Raw genomic sequence first — 22,059 nt, 5'->3', positions numbered from 1 at the left:
CCCCTCCGGCAGGAGCCATGCCCCGCGTGGCTCCTGCTTTGTTTTTCCCCTTGCTGGCCCCGCTGCCCATGTCCTTCTTTTCCCTGCTCGGCGCCGTTGAAATCGGCCTGATCTTCAGCCTGGTGGCCCTGGGCGTTTTCATTTCGTTCCGGCTGCTGCGCTTTCCCGACCTCACGGTGGATGGCAGCTTTCCGCTGGGCGGTGCCGTGTGCGCCATCCTGATCTCCACCGGCACCAACGCCTGGGTGGCCACGCTGGCCGCCACGGCGGCGGGGGCGGTGGCCGGGCTGATCACCGGCTGGCTCAACGTCAAGCTCAAGATCATGGACCTGCTGGCCAGCATCTTGATGATGATTGCGCTGTATTCGATCAACCTGCGCATCATGGGCGGGCCCAACGTACCCCTCATCAACGACCCCACGCTGTTCGTGCTGCTGCAGCCCGAAGGCATGCAGGACTACATTGCGCGTCCGCTGATCCTGGTCTTCATCGTGCTGGCCGCCAAGCTGCTGCTCGACTGGTTCTTTGCCACCGAACGGGGTCTGGCCATCCGCGCCACGGGCTCGAATGCGCGCATGGCCCGCGCCCAGGGCGTGAACACCGGCGCCATGCTGCTGCTGGGCATGGCCATTTCCAACGGCCTGGTGGGCCTGGCCGGCGCACTGTTTGCGCAAACCCAGGGCGGCTCGGACATTTCCATGGGCATTGGCACCATCGTCATCGGCCTGGCCGCCGTGATCGTGGGCGAAAGCATCCTGCCCTCGCGCCGCCTGGTGTATGCCACGCTGGCTGTGGTCATTGGCGCCATTGCGTACCGTTTTTTCATCGCCCTGGCGCTCAACAGCGACTTCATCGGCCTCAAGGCGCAAGACCTGAACCTGGTCACTGCCGTGCTGGTGGCGGTGGCGCTGGTGATTCCGCAGCTCAAGCGCAAGTTTGCCAAGCGCAAGCCGTCCTGAACCCGCGCACCGAAAGAGCCCCATGCTGAGCGCCCAACACCTCGAAATCACCTTCAACCCCGGCACGCCGATTGAAACCCGCGCCCTGCGCGGCATGTCGCTGGACATTCCGGCCGGGCAGTTCGTCACCGTCATCGGCTCCAACGGCGCCGGCAAGTCCACCTTTCTCAACGCCATCTCGGGCGACCAGTCGGTGGACAGTGGCCGCATCGCCATCGATGGCGTCGACGTCACGCGCATGCCCGTGTGGGCCCGCGCCGAGCGCGTGGCCCGCGTCTTCCAAGACCCGATGGCCGGCACCTGCGAAGACCTCACCATCGAAGAAAACATGGCGCTGGCGCAGCGCCGCGGCGCGTTCCGCAACCTGGGCCGTGCCGTCAAGGCGTCCATGCGCGAGGGCTTTCGCGAGCGCCTGGCCACACTGGGCCTGGGGCTGGAAAACCGCCTCACCGACCGCATCGGCCTGCTCTCGGGCGGCCAGCGCCAGGCCGTGAGCCTGTTGATGGCCGCGCTGCAGCCGTCCCGCATCCTGCTGCTCGACGAGCACACCGCCGCACTCGACCCCCGCACCGCCGACTTCGTGCTGCGGCTGACCGAGCGCATCGTGGCCGAAAGCCAGCTGACCACCATGATGGTCACGCACAGCATGCGCCAGGCGCTGGACGTGGGCGAGCGCACCGTGATGCTGCACCAGGGCCAGGTGGTGCTTGACGTTTCCGGCGAAGAGCGCAAGCGCCTGGATGTGCCCGACCTGCTGCAGATGTTCGAGAAAGTGCGCGGCGAAAAGCTGGCCGACGACGCCCTGCTGCTGGGCTGACACCCGCACGCTCACCAAAGCATTATCAAATAAATAGCTGCTAGCGCTTGTAGGACAAGCGCAAGCGGCTATTTTTTGGAAAATCAGTCCACAAACAGCGGCAGATCGGCTTTTTTGAGCGTGCGCAGCACAAAGCTGGAGCGGCTGTGGCGTATGCCCTTGATCTTGTAGAGCTTCTCGCGCAGCAGGCGCTCGTAGTCGCGCGTGTCTTTGACCACCACGCGCAGCAGGTAGTCGTAGTCGCCAGACACCAGGTGTGCCTCGATCACCTCGGGAATGCTGGCCAGGGTTTCGCCAAATTTTTCGAGCGTGTTGTCCGAATGGCTGTCGAGCGTGACCATTACCAGCACGGTGTCCGCCAGATCAAGCGCGCGCGGATTGAGGCGCACCGTGTAGCCCTCGATCACGCCGGCCTCTTCCATCTTCTTGATGCGCCCCCAGCACGGCGAGGGGCTCAGGCCCACGGCCTGGCCGATCTCCTGCAGGCTGGCGCGGGCGTTGGCCTGCAAAACGGAGAGAATTTTTCTGTCAAGACGGTCCATGGGCCGCATTATTTCAAAAATTGCGCTTTGGCAGAATATTTTTCTTTGAATAGCGAAAATCAACGCAAATTCAGAAGATTTATCGGCCTCCCGCGCTGCATACTTTGCTGCATCAAGGCGCTCGTACCCGGGTGCACAAACTGACAAGGCCCCGGCGGGTTACCGCCCGCCCGGGGCGCTTGGCAAGCCTCTCCCCTCGACGCCTTCTATTGCTGCCCTGTCCCGCATGCGACCCCGGTGCGCTGCGATGCGGCTGGCACGCCGCTGATAAGCATGCTTACCAGCACAAACCCCGATGCCCGGCGCCATGCTGCAGCGCCATAATTTTTGCAGTGCGCGGCGCAGGCCCGCGCCGCAGCCTGCACCGCAGGCCGCACGCAACCATCCCCCTTCAGGAGACACCATGCAATTGACCAGACTCGTCGTCGGCCTCGGTCTTGCCATCGGCTTCATGGCCAGCGCCGCCGCGCAGACCACCATGCGCATCAGCATCTCGACGGCGCAGAACTCCCACCAGGGGATTGCCATCGACACCTTTGCCAAGGAAGTCGAAAAGCGCACGGGCGGCCGCTACAAGGTGCAAACCTTCTACAACGGCGCACTGGGTGGCGAGCGCGAGTCGGTTGAAGCCGTGCAGCTGGGCACGCAGGAGCTGGCCTTCAGCTCCACCGGCCCCATCCCCAACTTTGTGCCCGAGACCAAAATTCTCGATGTGCCCTTCCTGTTCCGCGACAAGGTCCATGCGCGCGCCGTGCTCGACGGCCCAATCGGCCAGGAGATGCTGACCAAGTTCGACAGCAAGGGTTTCAAGGCGTTGGCCTGGGCCGAAAACGGCTTTCGCCACATGACCAACAGCAAGCGCGACGTGAAGGAGCCCGGCGACCTCAAGGGCCTGAAGATGCGCACCATGGAGAACCCCGTGCACATCGCCGCCTACAAGGGCTTTGGCATCATCACCACGCCCATGGCTTTCCCCGAGGTGTTTACCGCCCTGCAGCAAGGCACCGTGGACGGCCAGGAGAACCCGCTGCCCGTCATCATCTCGGCCAAGTTCGACCAGGTGCAAAAGCACCTCACGCTCACGGGCCATGTGTATTCGCCCTGCATCTTCGTGATGAACAAGGCCTCGTTCGACAAGCTCAGCGCTGCCGACAAGCAGGCTTTCCTCGATGCCGCCAAAGAAGGCACCAAGGCCAACCGTGCGCGCGTGGACGAGGACGATGCCAAGGGCGTGGCCGACCTGCGCTCCAAGGGCATGACCGTGATCGACAACGTGGACAAGGCCAAGTTCGTGGCAGCCCTGGCCCCGGTGAATGCCGAGTTTGAAAAGCAGTTTGGCAAGGCCACGCTCGACAAGATCCGCAACGTCAAATAAGCCGCCGATCGCTTTCTTTTTGATAGCTACCAACGCCCGTTGGCAAAGCGCCAACGGGCGTTTTTACTCTTACAATGCGCTTTCTGGCCCGTGCCGCCCATGAAAAACATGTTTCTTATCTTTGAGCGCGGTTGCACCTGGGCGGCCATGCTGGGCGCCTGCGCCATGCTGGCGCTGGCCGCTGCGCTGGGCATGTTCCAGATCCTCATGCGCTTCGTGTTCGAGCAACCCGCCGAATGGACCGAAGTGCTGATCCGTTTCAGCCTGATCTGGATGGTGTTTCTGGCCATCCCGGCCGCCTTTCGACAGGGCGCCATGGTGAGCGTGGACGTGCTGTACCGCTGGAGCCCGCCGCGCATTCGCCGCGTGCTTGACTGGGTGGTGTCACTGGCCGCGCTGGCACTGATCGGCGTGATCATCTGGTGGGGCTGGGACTACGCGCAGCGCGGCGGCGTGCAAAGCATGGCCGGGCTGGAATCGGTGTCGATGTTCTGGGCCTATCTCGCCATGCCAGTGGGTGGCCTGTTTTGTGTGATTGGCATCATTGGCAACCTGGTCGATCCCCAGCGCATGGAACTGGAGACTGCGCAATGAGCGCCGCGCCGAGCCGCCTCCAGCAAGCGAACTGCCCCCTCGGGGGGCAGCGAGGACATGCAATGCCGAGCGTGGGGGCCCTAATATGAGCATGGTCATGATCTCCACCATGGTGCTGTGCTTTGCACTCACCGTTTCCGTGGCCGTGTCGATCGGGCTGGCCTCCATCCTGGGCATTCAGGTGGCCAACGCCAACATGCTGATCGCGGTGAAAGAGATGTTTGCCTCGATCAACAAGTTTCCGCTGGCCGCCATTCCGTTCTTCATCCTGGCGGGCAACCTGATGGAAACCGGAGGCATCTCGCGGCGGCTGGTCGAGTTTGCCAAAAGCATCGTGGGTGGCGTGCAGGGTGGCCTGCCCATGACCTGCGTGCTCACCTGCATGATCTTTGCAGCCGTGTCGGGCTCGTCGGTGGCCACCACATTTGCCATTGGCGCCATCCTGATCCCCGCGCTCATCAAGCATGGCTACCCCACCAGCTATGCCGCAGCGCTGCAGGCCACCAGTGCCGAGCTGGGCGTGATCATTCCGCCCTCCATCCCGCTCATCCTGTATGGCGTGAGCGCCGAGGTGTCGATTGGCGAGCTGTTCATTGCCGGCTTTGGCCCGGGCCTCCTGATCAGCGGCGCACTGATGCTGTTTGTGTGGGCCTGGTGCAAATACAAAGGCTGGGGCAAGAACGATGGCGATGGCCGCATGCCCTTTGGCCGTGCCGCGCTGCAGGCCGGGTGGGCATTGTTCATGCCCGTGATCATTCTGGGCGGCATCTACGGCGGCGTTTTCACGCCCACCGAGGCGTCTGCCGTGGCCGTTTTTTACGCGTTGATCATCGGCGTGGTGATTTACCGCGAAATCAAGATCAAGGACCTGTTCGCCATTCTGCGCAAGTCGGCCATCTCGTCGGCGGTGATCATGTTCATCATCGCCAACGCCGGGTTGTTTGCGTTTCTCATCACGCGCGCCGGCGTGCCCGATGCCATTGGCCGCTGGCTGGAATCGGTGCTGCAATCCCCCGCGCTCTTTCTGCTGGGTGTGAACGCGGCGTTGTTCTTCATTGGCATGTTCATCGAGACCAGCGCGGCCATCATCGTGCTGGCGCCCATCCTGGCGCCCGTGGCCATGCACTTTGGCGTGGACCCGGTGCATTTCGGCCTGATCATGGTGGTGAACCTCGCGCTCGGCATGATCACGCCGCCTTTTGGCGTGAACCTGTTTGCGGCCTGCACGGTGGCGCGCATATCGCTGGACCGCGTCGTCACGCACCTGCTGCCGTTTGTCGGCGTGATTCTGGTGTGCCTGCTGGTCATCACCTACGTGCCCTCCATTTCGCTCACGCTGCGCGATCTGGTGTACGCGAAGTAAGTACAATCGGCCCCGTCAGGAGAGAGTGCTCCGCTTATCCGCGAGCAGCACCGCCGAAGGCGCAGGCACCCGCCGAACGCTCAGGCAAAAGGACTGGCAACCGCCCGCAGTGATGCGGGCGTTCCCTTGCTGGAGAGAGGTGGCCGCGCGCAACGCACAGGCCATCCACCGAAGGAGCAAGCCGCGCGGCCAGCCAGGGCGCCGTGGTGAATCTCTCAGGTAAAGCGGACAGCAGGGCAAATCCCGTGGCACTGGTGCCACGGCCCCCATTTGCCCTGGAGCTTTCATGTCCGCACCTGCCGCCGCACCCCTGCTCACCACGCCCCTCAACGCGCTGCACATCGAACTGGGCGCCCGCATGGTGCCGTTCGCCGGTTATTCCATGCCGGTGCAGTACCAAGGTCCAGGTATGGGCCTCATGGCCGAGCACCTGCACACCCGCCAGGCCGCAGGTCTGTTCGATGTGTCGCACATGGGCCAGTTGCGCCTGGTCGGCCCGGATGCCGCCGCAGCGTTTGAGAGCCTGATGCCCGTGGACGTGATCGACCTGCCCGTGGGCAAGCAGCGCTACGGCCTGCTGCTGAACGACGCGGGCGGCATCATCGACGACCTGATGTTCTTCCGCGTGGCACAGGATGAAATCTTCGTCATCGTCAACGGCGCCTGCAAGGTGGGCGACTTAGCCCATATCCAGGCGCGCATCGGCCAGCGCTGCCAGGTCATTCCGATGCCCGACCACGCCCTGCTCGCCCTGCAAGGCCCGCAGGCGGCCACGGCCCTGGCGCGCCTGGCGCCCGGCGTGGAGAAGCTGGTGTTCATGACCGGCGGCAACTTCCAGATTGCCGGTTGTGAGTGCTTCGTCACGCGCAGTGGCTACACGGGCGAGGACGGGTTCGAGATCTCGGTGCCCGCCGCGCAGGCCGACACCCTGGCGCGCGCGCTGCTGGCCCAGCCCGAAGTCAAACCCATCGGCCTGGGCGCGCGCAACTCGCTGCGCCTCGAAGCGGGCCTGTGCCTCTATGGCAACGACATCGACACCACCACCACGCCCGTGGAAGCGGCCTTGAACTGGGCCATGCAGAAGGTGCGCCGCACCGGCGGCGCGCGCGCGGGCGGCTTCCCCGGAGCCGACACGGTGCTGGCCCAGCTCGACAACCCCGCCAGCCTGACGCGCAAGCGCGTGGGCCTGGTCGCCCTGGAGCGCGTACCCGTGCGCGAGCACACCGAGCTGCAAACGACCGAAGGCCAGAAGATCGGCGAAGTCACCAGCGGCCTGCTGGGCCCCAGCTTCGACAAACCCATCGCCCTGGCCTATGTGGACCCGCAGCATGCCGCCGTGGGCACGCGCGTCCACGCCATCGTGCGCGGCAAGGCCGTGCCCATGGAAGTGTGCGCCACCCCCTTCGTGCCCACGCGTTACTACCGCGGCTAAAAGCCTGCAGCGCAGGCTACATTCCGGATTCCCTTCATCTTTCAGGAACCTTTCCCATGACGATCAAATTTTCCAAAGACCACGAGTGGGTCAACGCCGCCGACGCCAACGCTGCCGTGGTGGGCATCACCGTGCACGCCCAGGACGCCCTGGGTGATGTGGTGTTTGTCGACCTGCCCGCCGTGGGCACCACCTTTGCCCAGGGCGACGTGGCAGGAGTGGTCGAGTCCGTCAAGGCTGCTGCCGACGTGTACATGCCGGTCTCCGGCGAAGTCGTCGAGGTGAACGAAGCCCTGCGTGCCGACCCGTCGCTGGCCAACTCTGACCCGCTGAATGCCGGCTGGTTCTTCAAGGTCAAGCTGTCCGACGCATCGCAGCTCGATGCCCTGATGGACGAGACCACCTATTCGAGCTTTGCCGCCAGCGCCTGAGCGCCGCAGCAAAAACCATAGCTGCCCGCGCTTGAATTCAGGCACCTTCAATATGAAAAGTGCTTGAATCTGTTTAAATGCAAGCGCTGGCAGCTCTCTTTTTAATAGCCTTTGAGACTGGTTCCGCCATGCAGATGCCCGCCGCCCTGCCCTTGTCCGCACTCGAAAACACCACCGAGTTCCTGCCCCGCCACATCGGCATCGACGCGGCCGACGAAGCCCACATGCTGTCGGTGATTGGCGAGGCCTCGCGCCGTGCCCTCATCGACGGCATCGTGCCGCGCTCCATCGCGCGCAGCCAGACCATGGACCTTCCGCCCCCCGCGACCGAAGCCGCCGCGCTGGCCGAGCTCAAGGCGATTGCATCCAAAAACCAGGTGCTCAAAAGCTTCATCGGCCAAGGCTATTACGGCACGCACACGCCCGGCGTGATTCTGCGCAACATTCTGGAGAACCCCGCCTGGTACACGGCCTACACGCCCTACCAGGCCGAAATCTCGCAGGGCCGCATGGAGGCGCTGATCAACTTCCAGACCATGGTGTGCGACCTCACCGGCATGCCCATTGCCAACGCCTCCATGCTCGACGAGGCCACCGCCGCCGCCGAGGCCATGACGCTGGCCAAGCGCTCGGTCAAGGCCAAGGGCAACACTCTGATCGTCAGCGGCGACTGCCACCCGCAGACCATCGAGGTTATCCAGACGCGCGCCGCGCCGCTGGGCCTGATGGTCAAGGTGGTCCGCTCGGGCGACGAATGGATGGCCGCCATCGGCCAGGACGACTACTTCGCCGCCATCAACCAGTACCCCGGCTCCAGCGGCTGGCTGGCCGACTGGCAGATGAGCGCCGACGTCATCCACAGCAAGGGCGCCGCATTCATCCTGGCCGCCGACCTGCTGGCCCTCACGCTACTCAAGTCCCCGGGCGAGATGGGCGCCGACATCGTGATTGGCACCACCCAGCGCTTTGGCATGCCCATGGGCGCGGGCGGCCCGCACGCCGCCTACATGGCCTGCCGCGACGAGTTCAAGCGCTCCATGCCTGGCCGCCTGGTGGGCGTGAGCGTGGACGTGCACGGCAAGCCCGCTTACCGCCTGGCGCTGCAGACGCGCGAGCAACACATCCGCCGCGAAAAAGCCACCTCCAACATCTGCACCGCGCAGGTACTGCCCGCCGTCATCGCCAGCATGTACGCCGTGTACCACGGCCCCGAAGGTTTGAAGCGCATCGGTCAGCGCGTGGCGCGCTTCACCGCCATCCTGGCTGCAGGCCTCAAGCAACTGGGCTTTGCACCGCTGCACGCCACCGCCTTCGACACCCTCACGGTGGACCTGGGCAGCACTGATGCCGCCCGCGCCGTGGTTCAGCGCGCGCTGGATGCGGGCGCCAACCTGCGCCTGCTGCGCGGCCAATGCGTGGCCCTGTCGCTCGACGAAACCACCACGCGCGACGACCTGGCCTTGCTCTGGCGCGCCTTCGCCCCCACGGCCGCGCACCCCACGATCGACGCACTGGCCGCCAGCGCGCCCGATCTCATCCCGGCCAGCCTGTTGCGCACCAGTGCCTACCTCACGCACCCGGTGTTCAACACCCACCACAGTGAGACCGGCATGCTGCGCTACATCCGCCAGTTGTCCGACAAAGACCTGGCGCTGGACCGCACCATGATCCCGCTGGGCAGTTGCACCATGAAGCTCAACGCCACCAGCGAGATGATCCCCATCACCTGGCCCGAGTTTGCCAACGTGCACCCCTTTGCCCCGGCCAACCAATTGCAGGGCTACAAGGAACTGGACGAGCAACTGCGCGCCTGGCTGTGCCAGGCCACGGGTTACGCCGGTATCAGCCTGCAGCCCAACGCCGGTTCCCAGGGCGAATACGCCGGCCTGCTGGCCATCAAGGCCTACCACGAAGCCCAGGGGCACAGCCACCGCAACATCTGCCTGATCCCCAGCAGCGCGCACGGCACCAACCCCGCCAGCGCCCAGATGGTGGGCATGCAGGTGGTGGTGACCCAATGCGACTCCAACGGCAACGTGGACATGGCGGACCTGCAGGCCCAGTGCGAAAAGCACAGCCAGAATCTCGCCTGCGTGATGATCACCTACCCCAGCACCCACGGCGTGTTCGAGACGCAGGTGAAAGAGCTGTGCCAGCTTGTACACAGCCATGGCGGCCGCGTGTATGTGGACGGCGCCAACATGAACGCCCTGGTGGGCGTGGCCGCGCCCGGCGAGTTTGGCGGCGACGTCAGCCACCTGAACCTGCACAAGACCTTCTGCATCCCGCACGGCGGCGGCGGCCCCGGCGTCGGTCCGGTGTGCGTGGTGGAAGACCTGGTGCCCTATCTGCCGGGCCATGCCACCGCCGGCAATGCCTCAAAAGTAGGAGCTGTCAGCGCAGCCCCGCTGGGCAATGCGGCCGTTTTGCCCATCAGCTGGATGTACATCCGCATGATGGGCGCCGAGGGCCTGCAGGCCGCCACCGAAGCAGCCATCTTGAGCGCCAACTACATCAGCGCGCGCCTCAAAGACCACTACCCCACGCTGTACGCATCCGCCAACGGCCATGTGGCGCACGAATGCATCCTGGACCTGCGCGGCCTGAAGGAAACCAGCGGCGTGATGGCCGAGGACGTGGCCAAGCGCCTCATCGACTACGGCTTCCACGCCCCCACGCTCTCCTTCCCCGTGCCCAACACGCTGATGGTGGAGCCCACCGAGAGCGAGACGCTGTTCGAGATCGACCGCTTCATCGACGCGATGATCGCCATCCGGGGTGAAATCCGCCAGATCGAATCCGGTGCTTGGCCGCAGGACAACAACCCGCTAAAGAACGCCCCCCACACCGCCGAGAGCCTGCTGGGTGCCGAGTGGAGCCGCCCGTACAGCCGCGAAGCCGCCGCCTACCCCGTGGCTGCTCTGCGCGGCAACAAATACTGGTCGCCCGTCGGCCGCGTGGACAACGTCTACGGCGACCGCAACCTGTTCTGCAGTTGCGTGCCGGTGAGCGAACTGGCGTAAAGCGCACTGATGCAGCGCTGTAATGGCGCTGCCCATTAAAGCAAAGGCCCGGTGACGGGCCTTTGTGCTTTACAGCGCATCGAGCGGGCTGAGCACGCCGCGCCCGCCCTTGTTGAGCACATGCGTATAAATCATGGTGGTGCTCACATCGGCATGGCCCAGCAGCTCTTGCACCGTGCGAATGTCGTAGCCCGCCTGCAGCAAATGCGTGGCAAATGAATGGCGCAACACATGCGGACTCACCGGCTTGTCGATCTGCGCCAGCTTGGCCGCCTCGCGCACTGCGCGTTGCACCGACTCGGGGTACACATGGTGGCGCCGCTCCAGCAAAGCGCCCGTCACAGCGTCGGGGCGCGGATCCACAGAGCGCACCGGCGACGGAAACACCCATTGCCAGGCCCAGCTGCGGTCCGCATGGGCGTACTTCACCGCCAGCGCATGCGGCAAATGCACACGGCCAAAACCCGCCTCCACATCCTTTTCGTGCAACGCCCGCGCCTTCTGCAATTGCTGCTGCAAAGGGCCGATCAGGTTTTCGGGCAACACGGTGATGCGGTCTTTATTACCTTTGCCTTCGCGAATCACAATCTCGCGCCGGGCAAACTCCACATCCTTGACGCGCAGGCGCAGCGCCTCCAGCAAACGCATACCCGTGCCATACAGCAACTGCGCAATCAGCCCGGTGGTGCCCTGCATGTGCAACAGCAAAGTGCGCACCTCGGTGGCCGTCAATACCGCCGGCAGGCGTCTGGGCGTTTTGGCCTGCACCACATCGTCCAGCCAGGGCAAATCCACACCCAGCACCTGCTTGTACAAATACAAAATCGCCGCCTTGGCCTGGTTCTGGGTTGATGCAGATACCTGGCGCTGCAACGCCAAATGTGTCAAAAATGCTTCTACCTCCGCCGCACCCATCTCTTGCGGGTGGCGCTTTCCGTGAAACAGAATAAAGCGCCGCGCCCAATCGACATAAGCCGTTTCGGTGCGAATGCTGTAATGGCGCGTGCGCAGATGATCACGCAAACGATCCAAAAGTTTGGGCGCTGGGGCGCCGCCCGGACCGGCAGACGCGGTGGGTGCAGCACGATCGGAAGACGATTTCATCCGGAAAATTTTAGGTTTGCCTAAACGGCATCACCTGGGTACTATCCCTATGTACCAATGGATACATCTTGTTTTGGCAGACCAACTTGCTTACGATGGCTGTCGTCTAAATCTAGTTAGCTTGCGAAAAACCTGCTTTATTTAGCCCCATGTTTTATTCATCGGTATTTACCTTCTCAAGCGTTTATTCGTTGGGTTTTGGGTTTCTCGCCGGGCTGCGCCTTTTGGTGCTGCGCCAGTTCTCAGCTTTTTTGCCAGCAGTGCGCCGCCTCCGTGGCGCAGTGCTTTTTCGCGGTTTGCGCTCGTCGTCAATCTGGGGCTTCCCGTTTTGGTTTCTGGGTCTAACCGGGCAGTCAAGCCGACCCGCCTTCGGCGGGCGGCTTACTTTCGTTCGTTAGCCTGCGAAAAACCCGCTTTATTTAGTCCCATGTTTTATTCACCGGCGTTTATCTTCTCAAGCGGTTATCTGCTGGGTTTTTGCCGTGTGCCGGGCTTCGCCTTTTGGCGCTGCGCCAGTTTTCAGCTTTTTTGCCAGCAGTGCGCCGCCTCCGTGGCGCAGTGCTTTTTCCCGGTTTGCGCCCGTCGTCAATCTGGGGCTTCCCGTTTTGGTTTCTGGGTCTAACCGGGCAGTCAAGCCGACCCGCCTTCGGCGGGCGGCTTACTTTCGTTCGTTAGACGATCTGGAGGGAGACATGTTCTTGCGCACCGCCTGCGCCACTCTTCTGGCGACGACTGCAAGTCTTTCGTTTGCTCAATCGCTCGCGGGACGAAACAGCCTGATTGGCGTCGTCACAGAGAGTTCGGACGCGGACAAGCTGAAGACCCAGATGACCTTTGTTGATTTGGACAAGCAGGTCGTCACCGTTGTCTGGCCTAGCGGGCATCAATACAAGATGTCCAAGACCTTTGACTCCAAAGGCATCGTGGTGCTCCAGTTCGTCGGAGAAATGACGGGGAGTACTGACACGATTCACCTCGACATTGCAAACTCGCGATTCCTGCTGGTGTCAGTCGTTGCGTCGGAGGTTCTTGGGACGCGCAATCCGTTGACCGTAAGTACCAGCCGAGGAGCGCTCAAGTGACAGTCAGCGAAGCAGCTAACCAGTCATTCCAGCGGACCGCCTACGGCGGCCGCTGAACTCAATCGTTAGTCCTACCACCCGCTTTATGCGCGCAGCCACTTGTTCCAGCGCTCAGCCCTGTTCCAAGGCCTTTCAAGCCTTTTTGGCCTCCAGCGCTTGTGTAGCAAGCGCCACCAGCTATCATTCTTGCAGCGCTGCGCCGCTTTCGTGGCCCAGCGCTTTTTCGTGGGCTGCGCCCTTGTCCAAGTCCGGCCGCTCCCTTTTGGCCTTCGGGTCTAACTCTGCGCCCAAGCGGACCCGCATTCTGCGGGCCGCTTACCTTGTCCGTTAGGCCCCAACATCGCGTGCGTGCCAAATTATGGAATTCAAACCAAGATCATTCACCAATTTTAGCGACGCCAAGACATACGCACAACTCTGCGCATTCTTGATCCGAAGGCCAGTTGAAATTTGTCGCGAAGAATATGGATGGGGAGTTATCGACCCGTTCGTAAGCATTGGGGTTCGCACCGAACTAGCTTTGCTCGCATTGATAACGGTCACGGCAGATGTCCGAGCAATCTTTGGCTACCCTGTCTGCTGGTCAGAAGTAAAGGATCTTCCTTTGCGCTGGACTAGAGAAAACTACCTGACAAACGCTCATGCTGCGCTGAATTCCATAGAGTCGAGCGTAAAGTACATTGCACAAAAAAACTATCCCCCATTATTTTTCACCAAAAAAGAATATGAACAATTAATTTCGGCTGTAAAAACCGCAGAAGAGGAAAACTCATACTACGAATCCTTGGTTGAAGACCCAAACTACCTAGAAGACCTAAAACATGCGAACCGAGCTGCATATGCGACTGAGGTGGCAGAATTTTCAGATAGTCCAGAAGAGTTTCACGCAATAATGAGCGATTATGACGAGGGACACGCATGAGGGAATTCCCACAAGACATTCAAATTTTCCTGGAACCAATCCTTGCTGAAGGGCATCAAGTTTGGCTTGTTGGCTCCCGCGCAAACAAAACCGCCCACCAGAATTCAGACTGGGATTTTATAATAATTGCCAATGAGAAATTACTAAAGGCACTATCAGGAACTCCAAATCCTGGTAATATTGATGCGCTAATAGTAACTGACGGCGATAGCTTCGTTTGTCCATGGAAAAGGCCAATTGATGGCGCAACAAAATCTGGCAGTCTTTCAACTTGGCAATGGAAAATCACATCAGAAAATTCAGCATCCTACGTCGGCTCAAAGGCAATAGATGGGTGGAATTTCGAACGCAACGAGATAGCTGTACGCATACCAAGCTCAGAACTCATGCCAGCAATTACTTACTAAATTCTGGCGTATTTATTTTGAAAAATCTCCTGACTGATTATTCAACAGGACGTCCACCCGCTTTGCGAGTCCCCGCCTGTTAACGCTGGCATTATTCGATTAGAATCACAAATTATTTAGCCCCATGTTTTATTCACTGGCGCTTACCTTTTCAATCGGTTATTTTTTGGTTTTTTGGTTTCTCGCCGGGCTTCGCCTTGAGACTTTGTGCCAGTTCAAGCGTTTTTGGGCTCTATCCCTTGTACAGCTTGCGCTAGTAGCTATCATTTTCAAGCAGTGCGTCGTTTCCGTGACGCACTGCTTTTTCGCAGTGTGCGCTTGTCGTCAATTTCGGGTTTCCCGTTGTGGTTTCTGGGTCTAACTGTGCAGTCAAGCCGACCCGGCTTCGGCGGGCGGCTTACTTTCGTTCGTTAGACATCGCCAAACGCCTATGTCACTTCGCTCGATCATCAGGTTGATTGCATTCGCTGCTTCGGTTTCTATCGGAATCGCCGGTCTATACATAATGAAAGCCGAGAACTGGGCTGGTCTTCTTGTCGGTTTTGCTTGTGTGGTGGTGGCGGCTTGCGGAGTAGTGGTGTCTGTCTTCAGAATCCCAGTCTTTGGCAAAGCGTACCCAGATAGCGGCTTCGGCGTACTCTCAGAGAGCCAGGGAAACGCCTTGGGCTCCATTTTGGTTTTCCTTCTGGGTGCCTTGGTTCTCTTCCTCGCTGCAAGAGGTGTCTACCGGGGAGTAGTGCCAGTCTTAGGGTCTGGGCCAGATGTCACGTTTGCACAGGCGCCTCTGGACTACCTGCTCTCTTGCGCAGTTTGGTTAGGTGGAGGTGCCGGTCTGGTGTGGTTGTCTTGGAAAGTCATGCCCCAACGGAAGGCAAGGGGCAGCCGCACTCGCGGTCGAGGCAAGTCAAGCGATGCCTAACAATTCGTTCAAGTCGAACCCACTTCGCGGGCCGGCTTAATTTAGGGGTTAGTCGCCCGCAAAAATCCGCATTGTTCAAGCCCTTGATTGTCCAAACGGCATTTCCCTCTCAGGCGCGGCTCAGCGCTGGGGTTGCCGTTTCTCCGGGCTTCGCCTGGTGTGCTGCGCAGGTTTACGGTCTTTTTGGCCTCTGGCGCTTTCACAGCAAGCGCTAGCAGCTATCATTTTGCAAGTATCGCGCCGCCTCAGCAACACCGGTTGCCCACCCCTGCAGGCTGGCAGCGCCCCAAGCTGCGTCGCCCTCCATCCCTGATGCCCACCCCAAAGGCCCTACCATCGGCCTATGTTTTTTTGGAGCTTTCTTCATGCGCGTTCTTTTCGCCCTGCTCACTTCGCTGATCATTGCCCCCACCGCTCTGGCGCAAGCCAAGCCGGTCACCACCGCCAGCGGCCTGGTGTTTGAATCGATCAAGGAAGGCACGGGCGATTCGCCCAAGGCCACCGACACTGTCAAGGTGCACTATCGCGGAACGCTTCTGGATGGCAAGGAGTTCGACAGCTCTTACAAGCGTGGCGAGCCCACCGAGTTTCCGCTGAACCGCGTGATCCCCTGCTGGACCGAAGGCGTGCAGCGCATGAAGCCCGGCGGCAAGGCCAAGCTGACCTGCCCACCTGGCATTGCCTATGGCGAGCGTGGCGCGGGTGGTGTGATTCCGCCCAACGCCACGCTGAATTTCGAGGTGGAGCTGGTCTCGGTGCGCCGCTGAGCATTGGCAACGCGCGGGTTGCGGCGGGCCTGCGCGGGCGTACACTCCAGCGCTCAGGCAACGGCCTTGCTGCGCAGGGGGTGCGGCACTTGCCGGCGCCCTCCGACCGCCGCCCATGAGCCTTCCAGACCTGTCCTTTCTGCACCAAGCCCAGGCGTCCCGCGACCCGGGGCAAGAAGTGCCTGGGCCCTCCTCGCCTACCCCCCAGCCCGAGCGCCGCTCGCCCCTGCGCCCCGAGGGGCCCCTCGCAGAGCTGATCTCCGAGCTGCGCAGCTACCAGGCCGAGCTGGAGGCCCAGAACAAGGTTCTGCAATACAGCCAGACGGCCGCCGAAAGCGCCTCGGAGCGCTTTGAGGCCCTGTTTGCCAGCGTGCCACTGGCCCTGATGGTGGTGGACGAGTACGACGTGGTGGTGCAGGCCAACTCGATGGCGCAGCGCTCGTTCCAGCCCACCGAGCAAGACCGCCCACTGACGGCGCTGATGCCTTTTGTCTGCGAGGACGACACCCACCGCGTGCAAGAGGCCTTCAGCGTGGCGCGCGCGCAGGGCCACAGCGAAGCCACCGAAGTGGTTTTCGTGATCGGCGAGGCAGCGCGCATCACGGGCGATCTGCACATTGCCTGCATCGAAATGTCCCAGGAGGGCGCCGCGCCGGTGCTCCAGTTTTTGTGCGCCGTGATCGACCAGGGCCCGCTGCTGGCCGAGCGCCAGACCTTGCAGCAGCGCAACGAGCAACTGCACGCCAGCGAAAAACGGCTGGAGGCCATCATCAACTCGGCGCTCGACGCCATCGTCTGCGTGGACCAGCACCAGCGCATCACCGTGTTCAACCCCACAGCGGCCGCGCTGTTCCAGTGCAGCGCCAGCGACGCGCTGGGCAGCCCGCTGGAGCGTTTTCTTCCCGATGCCGCGCAGGCGCTGGCGTTTGCGCAGCTCACCACCCAGGCGCTGCTGGGCGAAATGACGGCGCTGACCGCGAGCGGCAAGGAGCTGGCGGTAGAAGTGAGTGTGTCGTTCGAGCGCCATGCCGAGGGTGAAACCACCACCGTTTTTGCCCGCGACCTGACCGGCCGCAAGAAGGCCGAGGCGCACCGTAACGAGCTGGAAGCCCAGTTGCGGGAATCGCAAAAAATGCAGGCTGTCGGCACCATGGCCGGAGGCATTGCGCACGACTTCAACAACATTCTGGGCGCCATTCTGGGCAACGTCGAGCTGGCCAAGGCCGACTGCAGCCCCGAATCCCCTGTGCTGGAAAGCCTTCACGAGATCGACAAGGCCGGGCGGCGCGCACGCGATCTGGTGCGCCAGATTCTCACCTTCAGCCGCAACGAGCCGCCCCAGCGCACCCCCGTGAACCTGGCCGAAGTGGTGCACGACACCGAGCGCCTGCTGCGCGTGACCCTGCCTCCCGCCATCGAGCTGCACATGCATTTGTCAACGGACTTGCCGGCGTTGCTGGCCGATGCCACGCAGGTGGAGCAAGCCCTGCTGAACCTTTGCACCAACGCCGTGCATGCCATAGGCACAGAGCGCGGCATCATCCATGTAGAGGCCGCCCAGGTGCAGCCCGACCACCGCCTGTGCGAGCGGCTGGGCCTGGCACCCACCACCTATGTGGCGCTGTCGGTGCGCGACAACGGCCCGGGCATGGACGCCGCCCTGCTTGGGCGCATTTTTGAGCCTTTTTTCACCACCAAGCCCGTGGGCCAGGGCACAGGGCTGGGCCTGGCGGTGGTGCATGGCGTGATGCGCACCCATGAGGGCGCGGTAGATGTGCACAGTGCGCCAGGCCATGGGAGCCGGTTCACGCTGTATTTTCCCGTGGCCACGGACCAAGACACGGCAGCCGCCGCCCTGCCATTGCCCACGGCGCCTGCTGCGCCCGCGCCGGTGGAGCAAGCGGGCGCACAACGCAGCCACCATGTCATGTACGTGGATGACGACGAGGCACTGGTGTTTCTGGTGCAGCGCCTGCTGCGTCGCCGCGGCTACCAGGTGAGCGGGTTCACCGACCCCCACGAAGCCACTGCCGCGCTGCGCGCCGATCCGCAGCGCTATGACCTGCTGGTGACCGACTACAACATGCCCGGTTTTTGCGGCGTGGACCTGGTGCGCGAGGCCCGCCACATCCGCCCCGATCTTCCGGTGGCGCTGGCCTCCGGCTATGTCACGGCAGAAATCGAGCAGGCTGCCATGGCCGAGGGCGCCAGGGCCCTGATTCACAAACCCAACGACGTGGAAGAACTGTGCGCCACCGTGGACCGGCTGGTCAATGGCGGATCCTGACAGCCCCGTGGCGGCGCAAAGTGGCGGGATCGACTGCCTGCATGCAGACGACGACCTGCTGGTGCTGGCCAAGCCATCCGGGTTGCTGTGCGTGCCTGGGCGCGGCCCGGACAAGCAAGATTGCCTGAGCCGCCGGGCGCAACAGCAATGGCCCGAGGCCCTGGTGGTGCACCGGCTCGACCAGGCCACATCGGGCCTGGTGCTGATGGCCCGCAACCCCGAGGCGCAGCGCCGCATGGGCCGCGCTTTCGAGCTGCGCCAGGTGCACAAGCGCTATGAGGCCATTGTGGCCGGGCACATGGCAGCCCCCACCCATGGCGACTGGGCCGAAATCAACCTGCCGATTGCCGCCGACTGGGAACGCCGCCCCATGCGGGTGATCGACCCCGTGCTGGGCAAACCCAGCCTGACGCGCTGGCGCGCACTGGCGCACGATGAAAGCGCCAACACCACGCGCATCGAACTGGAGCCCGTGACCGGGCGCACGCACCAGTTGCGCGTGCACCTTGCGGCCGTGGGCCACGCCATCCTGGGCGATGCGCTCTATGCCGATGCCGTCACCCACGCACAACATTCCCGGCTGTTGCTGCATGCAGCCTGGCTGGCATTCGAGCACCCCGCTACCGGCCAGCGGATCGAGATTTCATTGCCAGCGCCTTTTTAACCCCTCTGAGTTGCATCCGCACAGGCTCTGCGGCACAGCGAGGCAACGTGAACACGCGCTTGGGCTGAAGGCTTCGCCGGGTCAGCCACCTGCACAGCACTGCACGTTATTTCGGCCCGTTGCCTTGGCCTGGTACAGCGCCTTGTCGGCCTGTTTGACCAGATCCTCAAAGGAAAGGTCGCTCCCCTGGTGCAATGTGGCCACGCCAATGCTGACGGTCACGCAGACTGTGGCCCCCTCATCGCCCACCAGCACCTGCCGTGCAGCCACCGCCTGGCGCAACGACTCGGCCAGGTGCAGCGCATCGTGCATGCCGGTTTCCGGCAGCACCAGCACGAACTCCTCGCCCCCATACCGCGCCACGGTGTCCACGCCTTGGCGCGTGCGCGCCAGGCAGGTTTGGGCCACTGCGCAAATCACGCGGTCGCCCGCCAGGTGCCCCCAACCGTCATTAACCGCCTTGAACAGGTCGATATCAACCACCATCACCGACAGCGGGTGCCCAAACCGCCGGGCACGCTTGCACTCGTTAACGCCCCATTCCATCAGGGTGCGCCGGTTGGACAGCCCGGTCAGCGAGTCATTGGCTGCCAGCAGTGCCAGCGTGGCATTGAGCTGGCTCAGCAAGGCGTTCTGCGCAGTCAACTGGCGGTTGATCTGTTCCATTTCGACTTCCCGGCGCTTGCGGTCGTCGATGTTGAACGTCACGCCAATGAAGCGCTTGCCCGGCGTGCTGCTGTTGCCATCCATGATGCGGCCGTAGTTGGCATACCAGACCCACTCGCCACCCCTGGATCGCAGCCGGAACTCGCAGCGGTATTGGGGCGTGTGGCCCGACAGGTGGTCGTCCACCGCTTTTTTCACCTTGCCAAGATCGTCTGGGTGAAACAGCCCATAGATGCCTTGCAGGTCGGAGACGATTTCCTCCTCGCTAAAGCCCAGTTCCACGAACGTCTTGGTTGCGTTGAGGGTGACCTCGCCGGTGATGAGATCGTTCTCCCACAGGTCCAGCCCGGCGGCTTCCAGGGCCAGGGCCAGCCGGTCTCTGTTGAGGTCTGCGTCATCCATGATTGATTTCAGGCCGATGGCGTGGCTGCGCCTGGGCGGCGGCCCGCAAATCCCGCAATCCATCTGAACAAGCCACCATGCCACCCTCCCAGGCCCGCATCCAGGCCCAGTTGTATCCGGTTGATACTATGCCAGCGCCGTTTCAGGTGCCCCCTATTGGAAACCCTGCCCTCTCCCGGTCGCCACAATGTCCCCCTGCGCCCCTGTGCTGCACGCCTGCCCTGTCACGCGGGCGGGTACCATGCTGGAATGCCTCAACACCTCATTGTTCTGACGGGCGCATCGCGCGGCATGGGTCTGGCCATGGCGCAACAGTTGCTGCGCCCCGGCCACGCACTGGTCTGCATCTCGCGCCACCGCAACCCTGATCTTGCCGACATGGCAACCCGTGCCAGTGCCACGCTGGAGCAATGGGAGCAAGACCTGTCGCATGGCGAGCAGGCCGCGCACACCCTGCGCAGCTGGCTCACGGCACAGGGCCCCACTGCCTTTGCCAGCGCCACGCTGATCAATAACGCCGGCGTCATCCCGCGCATTGCACCGCTGTCGGCCAGCGACCCTGCCGACCTGGCCAACGCCCTGCGCGTGGGGCTGGAGGCACCCATGCAACTGACCGCCGCCTTCCTCGGTGCAACGGACACCTGGGCCGTGCCGCGCAAGGTGCTCAACATCTCTTCGGGCCTGGGCCGCCGGGCGATGGCCTCGCAGGCGGCCTACTGTGCAGCCAAGGCGGGCATGGACCACTTCACGCGCTGCGTGGCGCTGGACGAGGCGGTCAAGCCGCACGGCGCCAAGGTATGCTCTCTCGCACCCGGTGTGATCGACACCGACATGCAGGTCCAGTTGCGCGGAGCAGACCCGACCGCCTTCCCGGATCGCCAGAATTTCGCCAACCTCAAGACGGGTGGCCAGCTCACATCGCCCACCGAGGCCGCTACCCGCGTGCTCGCCTGGCTGGAGCGTGCAGACTTCGGCACCAACCCGGTCGCCGACGTGCGCGATGCCTGACTCATATTTTTATAGCTGCTAGCGCTTTACCAGTGAGCGTTAGAGGCCAATTTCATTCATATTCCTTCATTCATCCAAGGAGAATCCCATGACCCGTGAAGTCGTCGTCGTCAGCGCAGTGCGCACCGCCATCGGCACCTTTGGCGGAAGCCTGAAAGATGTGCCGCCCACCGAGCTGGGCGCCCTCGTCGTGCGCGAATCGCTGGCGCGTGCCCATGTAGAAGGCAAGGATGTGGGCCATGTGGTGTTTGGCCATGTGGTCAACACCGAGCCCAAAGACATGTACCTGTCGCGCGTGGCCGCCATCAACGGTGGCTGCGGCGAAGGCACGCCCGCGTTCAACGTCAACCGCCTGTGCGGTTCGGGCCTGCAGGCCATCGTGAACGCCAGCCAGTCGATTTTGCTGGGCGACACCGACGTGGCCATTGGCGGCGGCGCCGAGAACATGAGCCGCGTTCCCTTTGCCAGCCTGAACATGCGCTGGGGCGCCCGCATGGGCGACACCAAGATGGTGGACATGATGATCGGCGCGCTGCACGACCCCTTCCACAACATCCACATGGGCGTGACGGCCGAGAACATCGCCGCCAAATGGGGCATCACCCGCGAAGACCAGGACCGTCTGGCCGTGGAAAGCCACAACCGCGCCGAACGCGCCACGCAAGCCGGTGTGTTCAAGGACCAGATCGTGCCCGTCACCCTCAAGAGCAAAAAGGGCGACGTGCAGTACGCCACCGACGAGCACTTCCGCCCCGGCGCCACCATGGAAGACCTGGCCAAGCTCAAGCCCGCCTTCCTCAAGGAAAACGGCACCGTGACAGCCGGCAATGCCTCGGGCATCAACGATGCCGCCGCAGCCGTGGTGCTGATGGAAGCCGGTGCCGCCAAGGCGCGCGGTGCCAAGCCGCTGGCCCGCCTGGTGGCCTACGCCCACGCGGGTGTGGACCCCAAATACATGGGCATTGGCCCCGTGCCCGCCACGCAGCTGGCACTGAAAAAGGCCGGCCTCACGGTGAACGACCTCGATGTGATCGAAGCCAACGAAGCCTTCGCCGCCCAGGCCTGCGCCGTCACGCGCGACCTGGGCTTGGATCCGGCCAAGGTCAACCCCAATGGCTCGGGCATCTCGCTGGGCCACCCCATTGGCGCAACGGGTGCGCTGATCACCGTGAAGGCCATCCATGAGCTGCAGCGCATTCAGGGCCGCTATGCGCTGGTGACCATGTGCATTGGCGGCGGCCAGGGCATTGCCGCCATTTTTGAGCGCATCTGACACCCCACCGCTTACCGGGCGG

General features: G+C 62.8%; 22 protein-coding genes, 2 pseudogenes and 2 riboswitches. Of the genes and pseudogenes, 21 read left to right on the top strand and 3 right to left on the bottom strand.

The genetic code is table 11. The features are described 5' to 3' along the window. Positions 1-68 precede the first annotated feature (68 nt). Positions 69-959, top strand: a complete 891-nt coding sequence (locus K226_RS0111520) for an ABC transporter permease (protein WP_024814954.1) — start codon at positions 69-71, stop codon at positions 957-959. 22 nt (positions 960-981) lie between these two features. After that, on the top strand, positions 982-1,776 hold the full coding sequence (locus K226_RS0111515) for an ABC transporter ATP-binding protein (RefSeq protein WP_024814953.1): 795 nt from the start codon (positions 982-984) through the stop codon (positions 1,774-1,776). A gap of 83 nt (positions 1,777-1,859) precedes the next feature. Here the strand turns inward: K226_RS0111515 and K226_RS0111510 are convergent, their stop codons facing one another. Further along, positions 1,860-2,318: an Lrp/AsnC family transcriptional regulator gene (locus tag K226_RS0111510; protein WP_024814952.1), complete on the bottom strand. Its 459-nt coding sequence runs from the start codon at positions 2,316-2,318 to the stop codon at positions 1,860-1,862. A gap of 403 nt (positions 2,319-2,721) precedes the next feature. On the opposite strand from K226_RS0111510, the gene K226_RS0111505 reads away from it, so the two are divergent. The 6 genes from K226_RS0111505 (at position 2,722) to gcvP (ending at position 10,536) form a co-directional block, all read left to right on the top strand. Further along, the gene (locus K226_RS0111505; protein WP_024814951.1) at positions 2,722-3,693 is read left to right on the top strand and encodes a TRAP transporter substrate-binding protein; all 972 of its coding nucleotides are present in this window, start codon (positions 2,722-2,724) and stop codon (positions 3,691-3,693) included. 99 nt (positions 3,694-3,792) lie between these two features. Continuing rightward, positions 3,793-4,287, top strand: coding sequence for a TRAP transporter small permease (locus K226_RS0111500; RefSeq protein ID WP_024814950.1), 495 nt, complete (start codon positions 3,793-3,795; stop codon positions 4,285-4,287). Positions 4,288-4,372: 85 nt separating this feature from the next. Further along, on the top strand, positions 4,373-5,650 hold the full coding sequence (locus tag K226_RS0111495) for a TRAP transporter large permease (RefSeq protein WP_024814949.1): 1,278 nt from the start codon (positions 4,373-4,375) through the stop codon (positions 5,648-5,650). A gap of 6 nt (positions 5,651-5,656) precedes the next feature. Continuing rightward, positions 5,657-5,756, top strand: a riboswitch (glycine riboswitch). Positions 5,757-5,769: 13 nt separating this feature from the next. Then, positions 5,770-5,892: riboswitch (glycine riboswitch) on the top strand. Positions 5,893-5,936: 44 nt separating this feature from the next. Beyond that, positions 5,937-7,082, top strand: coding sequence for a glycine cleavage system aminomethyltransferase GcvT (gene gcvT / locus K226_RS0111490; RefSeq protein ID WP_024814948.1), 1,146 nt, complete (start codon positions 5,937-5,939; stop codon positions 7,080-7,082). A gap of 56 nt (positions 7,083-7,138) precedes the next feature. Further along, on the top strand, positions 7,139-7,513 hold the full coding sequence (gene gcvH / locus K226_RS0111485; RefSeq protein ID WP_024814947.1) for a glycine cleavage system protein GcvH: 375 nt from the start codon (positions 7,139-7,141) through the stop codon (positions 7,511-7,513). A 128-nt stretch (positions 7,514-7,641) separates the two neighbouring features. Beyond that, positions 7,642-10,536: an aminomethyl-transferring glycine dehydrogenase gene (gene gcvP, locus K226_RS0111480; protein WP_024814946.1), complete on the top strand. Its 2,895-nt coding sequence runs from the start codon at positions 7,642-7,644 to the stop codon at positions 10,534-10,536. Positions 10,537-10,605: 69 nt separating this feature from the next. Here the strand turns inward: gcvP and K226_RS0111475 are convergent, their stop codons facing one another. After that, positions 10,606-11,640, bottom strand: a complete 1,035-nt coding sequence (locus tag K226_RS0111475; RefSeq protein ID WP_024814945.1) for an integron integrase — start codon at positions 11,638-11,640, stop codon at positions 10,606-10,608. A gap of 160 nt (positions 11,641-11,800) precedes the next feature. Between K226_RS0111475 and K226_RS19810 the strand changes: the two are divergent. The 11 genes and pseudogenes from K226_RS19810 to K226_RS0111450 all read left to right on the top strand — a co-directional run. After that, positions 11,801-12,019: pseudogene (locus K226_RS19810) on the top strand (DUF1010 domain-containing protein); the annotation flags it as partial. Positions 12,020-12,122: 103 nt separating this feature from the next. Further along, a pseudogene (locus K226_RS20265) lies at positions 12,123-12,248 on the top strand (DUF1010 domain-containing protein); the annotation flags it as partial. A gap of 84 nt (positions 12,249-12,332) precedes the next feature. After that, positions 12,333-12,722, top strand: coding sequence for a hypothetical protein (locus K226_RS20260; protein ID WP_024814944.1), 390 nt, complete (start codon positions 12,333-12,335; stop codon positions 12,720-12,722). Positions 12,723-12,807: 85 nt separating this feature from the next. After that, on the top strand, positions 12,808-13,053 hold the full coding sequence (locus K226_RS0111465) for a DUF1010 domain-containing protein (RefSeq protein ID WP_081739366.1): 246 nt from the start codon (positions 12,808-12,810) through the stop codon (positions 13,051-13,053). Between the two features lie 27 nt (positions 13,054-13,080). Beyond that, positions 13,081-13,644, top strand: a complete 564-nt coding sequence (locus K226_RS19800; RefSeq protein ID WP_155886512.1) for a hypothetical protein — start codon at positions 13,081-13,083, stop codon at positions 13,642-13,644. Continuing rightward, positions 13,641-14,051, top strand: coding sequence for a nucleotidyltransferase domain-containing protein (locus K226_RS19795; RefSeq protein WP_155886511.1), 411 nt, complete (start codon positions 13,641-13,643; stop codon positions 14,049-14,051). The genes K226_RS19800 and K226_RS19795 overlap by 4 nt, the downstream gene beginning before the upstream one ends. Positions 14,052-14,395: 344 nt before the next feature. Beyond that, positions 14,396-14,509: a DUF1010 domain-containing protein gene (locus tag K226_RS20405; RefSeq protein ID WP_304412854.1), complete on the top strand. Its 114-nt coding sequence runs from the start codon at positions 14,396-14,398 to the stop codon at positions 14,507-14,509. Positions 14,510-15,129: 620 nt separating this feature from the next. Next, entirely contained in the window at positions 15,130-15,369 is a 240-nt protein-coding gene (locus K226_RS20400; RefSeq protein WP_304412862.1) for a DUF1010 domain-containing protein, read from the top strand. After that, positions 15,336-15,737, top strand: coding sequence for an FKBP-type peptidyl-prolyl cis-trans isomerase (locus K226_RS0111460; RefSeq protein WP_024814942.1), 402 nt, complete (start codon positions 15,336-15,338; stop codon positions 15,735-15,737). The genes K226_RS20400 and K226_RS0111460 overlap by 34 nt, the downstream gene beginning before the upstream one ends. A 115-nt stretch (positions 15,738-15,852) precedes the next feature. Then, complete coding sequence (locus K226_RS0111455; protein WP_024814941.1) at positions 15,853-18,024, top strand: PAS domain-containing sensor histidine kinase; 2,172 nt, start codon at positions 15,853-15,855, stop codon at positions 18,022-18,024. Beyond that, positions 18,011-18,688 carry an RluA family pseudouridine synthase gene (locus tag K226_RS0111450; RefSeq protein ID WP_024814940.1) on the top strand — a complete coding sequence of 226 codons (678 nt, stop codon included), beginning with the start codon at positions 18,011-18,013 and terminating at the stop codon, positions 18,686-18,688. Before K226_RS0111455 ends, K226_RS0111450 begins: the two co-directional genes overlap by 14 nt. A gap of 81 nt (positions 18,689-18,769) precedes the next feature. Here K226_RS0111450 and K226_RS0111445 read toward each other — a convergent pair whose 3' ends face one another. Then, a complete protein-coding gene (locus K226_RS0111445) occupies positions 18,770-19,756 on the bottom strand; it encodes a sensor domain-containing diguanylate cyclase (protein ID WP_081739419.1) in 987 nt (328 codons plus the stop codon). 249 nt (positions 19,757-20,005) lie between these two features. On the opposite strand from K226_RS0111445, the gene K226_RS0111440 reads away from it, so the two are divergent. Beyond that, entirely contained in the window at positions 20,006-20,764 is a 759-nt protein-coding gene (locus K226_RS0111440; RefSeq protein WP_024814938.1) for an SDR family NAD(P)-dependent oxidoreductase, read from the top strand. An 88-nt stretch (positions 20,765-20,852) separates the two neighbouring features. Further along, positions 20,853-22,037 (top strand): beta-ketothiolase BktB, encoded by a 1,185-nt coding sequence (gene bktB / locus K226_RS0111435; RefSeq protein WP_024814937.1) that lies wholly within the window; start codon positions 20,853-20,855, stop codon positions 22,035-22,037. The last annotated feature ends 22 nt before the right edge of the window (positions 22,038-22,059 follow it).

The organism is Acidovorax sp. JHL-3 (genome assembly GCF_000526295.1).
Lineage (GTDB): Bacteria > Pseudomonadota > Gammaproteobacteria > Burkholderiales > Burkholderiaceae_C > Acidovorax > Acidovorax defluvii.
Note: the sequence above shows the minus strand (reverse complement) of the source record. Positions and strands in the feature narration are given on the sequence as shown.

Excerpts from the sequence above, each read along its gene's own strand:
- K226_RS0111500 (WP_024814950.1), top strand. The coding sequence starts at position 3,793 with ATGAAAAACATGTTTCTTATCTTTGAGCGCGGTTGCACCTGGGCGGCC.
- K226_RS0111455 (WP_024814941.1), top strand. The coding sequence starts at position 15,853 with ATGAGCCTTCCAGACCTGTCCTTTCTGCACCAAGCCCAGGCGTCCCGC.
- K226_RS0111465 (WP_081739366.1), top strand. The coding sequence starts at position 12,808 with ATGCGCGCAGCCACTTGTTCCAGCGCTCAGCCCTGTTCCAAGGCCTTT.
- gcvT (WP_024814948.1), top strand. The coding sequence starts at position 5,937 with ATGTCCGCACCTGCCGCCGCACCCCTGCTCACCACGCCCCTCAACGCG.
- K226_RS0111450 (WP_024814940.1), top strand. The coding sequence starts at position 18,011 with ATGGCGGATCCTGACAGCCCCGTGGCGGCGCAAAGTGGCGGGATCGAC.
- bktB (WP_024814937.1), top strand. The coding sequence starts at position 20,853 with ATGACCCGTGAAGTCGTCGTCGTCAGCGCAGTGCGCACCGCCATCGGC.
- K226_RS19795 (WP_155886511.1), top strand. The coding sequence starts at position 13,641 with ATGAGGGAATTCCCACAAGACATTCAAATTTTCCTGGAACCAATCCTT.
- gcvP (WP_024814946.1), top strand. The coding sequence starts at position 7,642 with ATGCAGATGCCCGCCGCCCTGCCCTTGTCCGCACTCGAAAACACCACC.
- K226_RS0111440 (WP_024814938.1), top strand. The coding sequence starts at position 20,006 with ATGCCTCAACACCTCATTGTTCTGACGGGCGCATCGCGCGGCATGGGT.
- K226_RS0111460 (WP_024814942.1), top strand. The coding sequence starts at position 15,336 with ATGCGCGTTCTTTTCGCCCTGCTCACTTCGCTGATCATTGCCCCCACC.
- K226_RS0111520 (WP_024814954.1), top strand. The coding sequence starts at position 69 with ATGTCCTTCTTTTCCCTGCTCGGCGCCGTTGAAATCGGCCTGATCTTC.
- K226_RS0111445 (WP_081739419.1), bottom strand. The coding sequence starts at position 19,756 with ATGGATGACGCAGACCTCAACAGAGACCGGCTGGCCCTGGCCCTGGAA.
- K226_RS0111505 (WP_024814951.1), top strand. The coding sequence starts at position 2,722 with ATGCAATTGACCAGACTCGTCGTCGGCCTCGGTCTTGCCATCGGCTTC.
- K226_RS0111510 (WP_024814952.1), bottom strand. The coding sequence starts at position 2,318 with ATGGACCGTCTTGACAGAAAAATTCTCTCCGTTTTGCAGGCCAACGCC.
- K226_RS0111495 (WP_024814949.1), top strand. The coding sequence starts at position 4,373 with ATGAGCATGGTCATGATCTCCACCATGGTGCTGTGCTTTGCACTCACC.
- gcvH (WP_024814947.1), top strand. The coding sequence starts at position 7,139 with ATGACGATCAAATTTTCCAAAGACCACGAGTGGGTCAACGCCGCCGAC.
- K226_RS19800 (WP_155886512.1), top strand. The coding sequence starts at position 13,081 with ATGGAATTCAAACCAAGATCATTCACCAATTTTAGCGACGCCAAGACA.
- K226_RS0111515 (WP_024814953.1), top strand. The coding sequence starts at position 982 with ATGCTGAGCGCCCAACACCTCGAAATCACCTTCAACCCCGGCACGCCG.
- K226_RS20260 (WP_024814944.1), top strand. The coding sequence starts at position 12,333 with ATGTTCTTGCGCACCGCCTGCGCCACTCTTCTGGCGACGACTGCAAGT.
- K226_RS0111475 (WP_024814945.1), bottom strand. The coding sequence starts at position 11,640 with ATGAAATCGTCTTCCGATCGTGCTGCACCCACCGCGTCTGCCGGTCCG.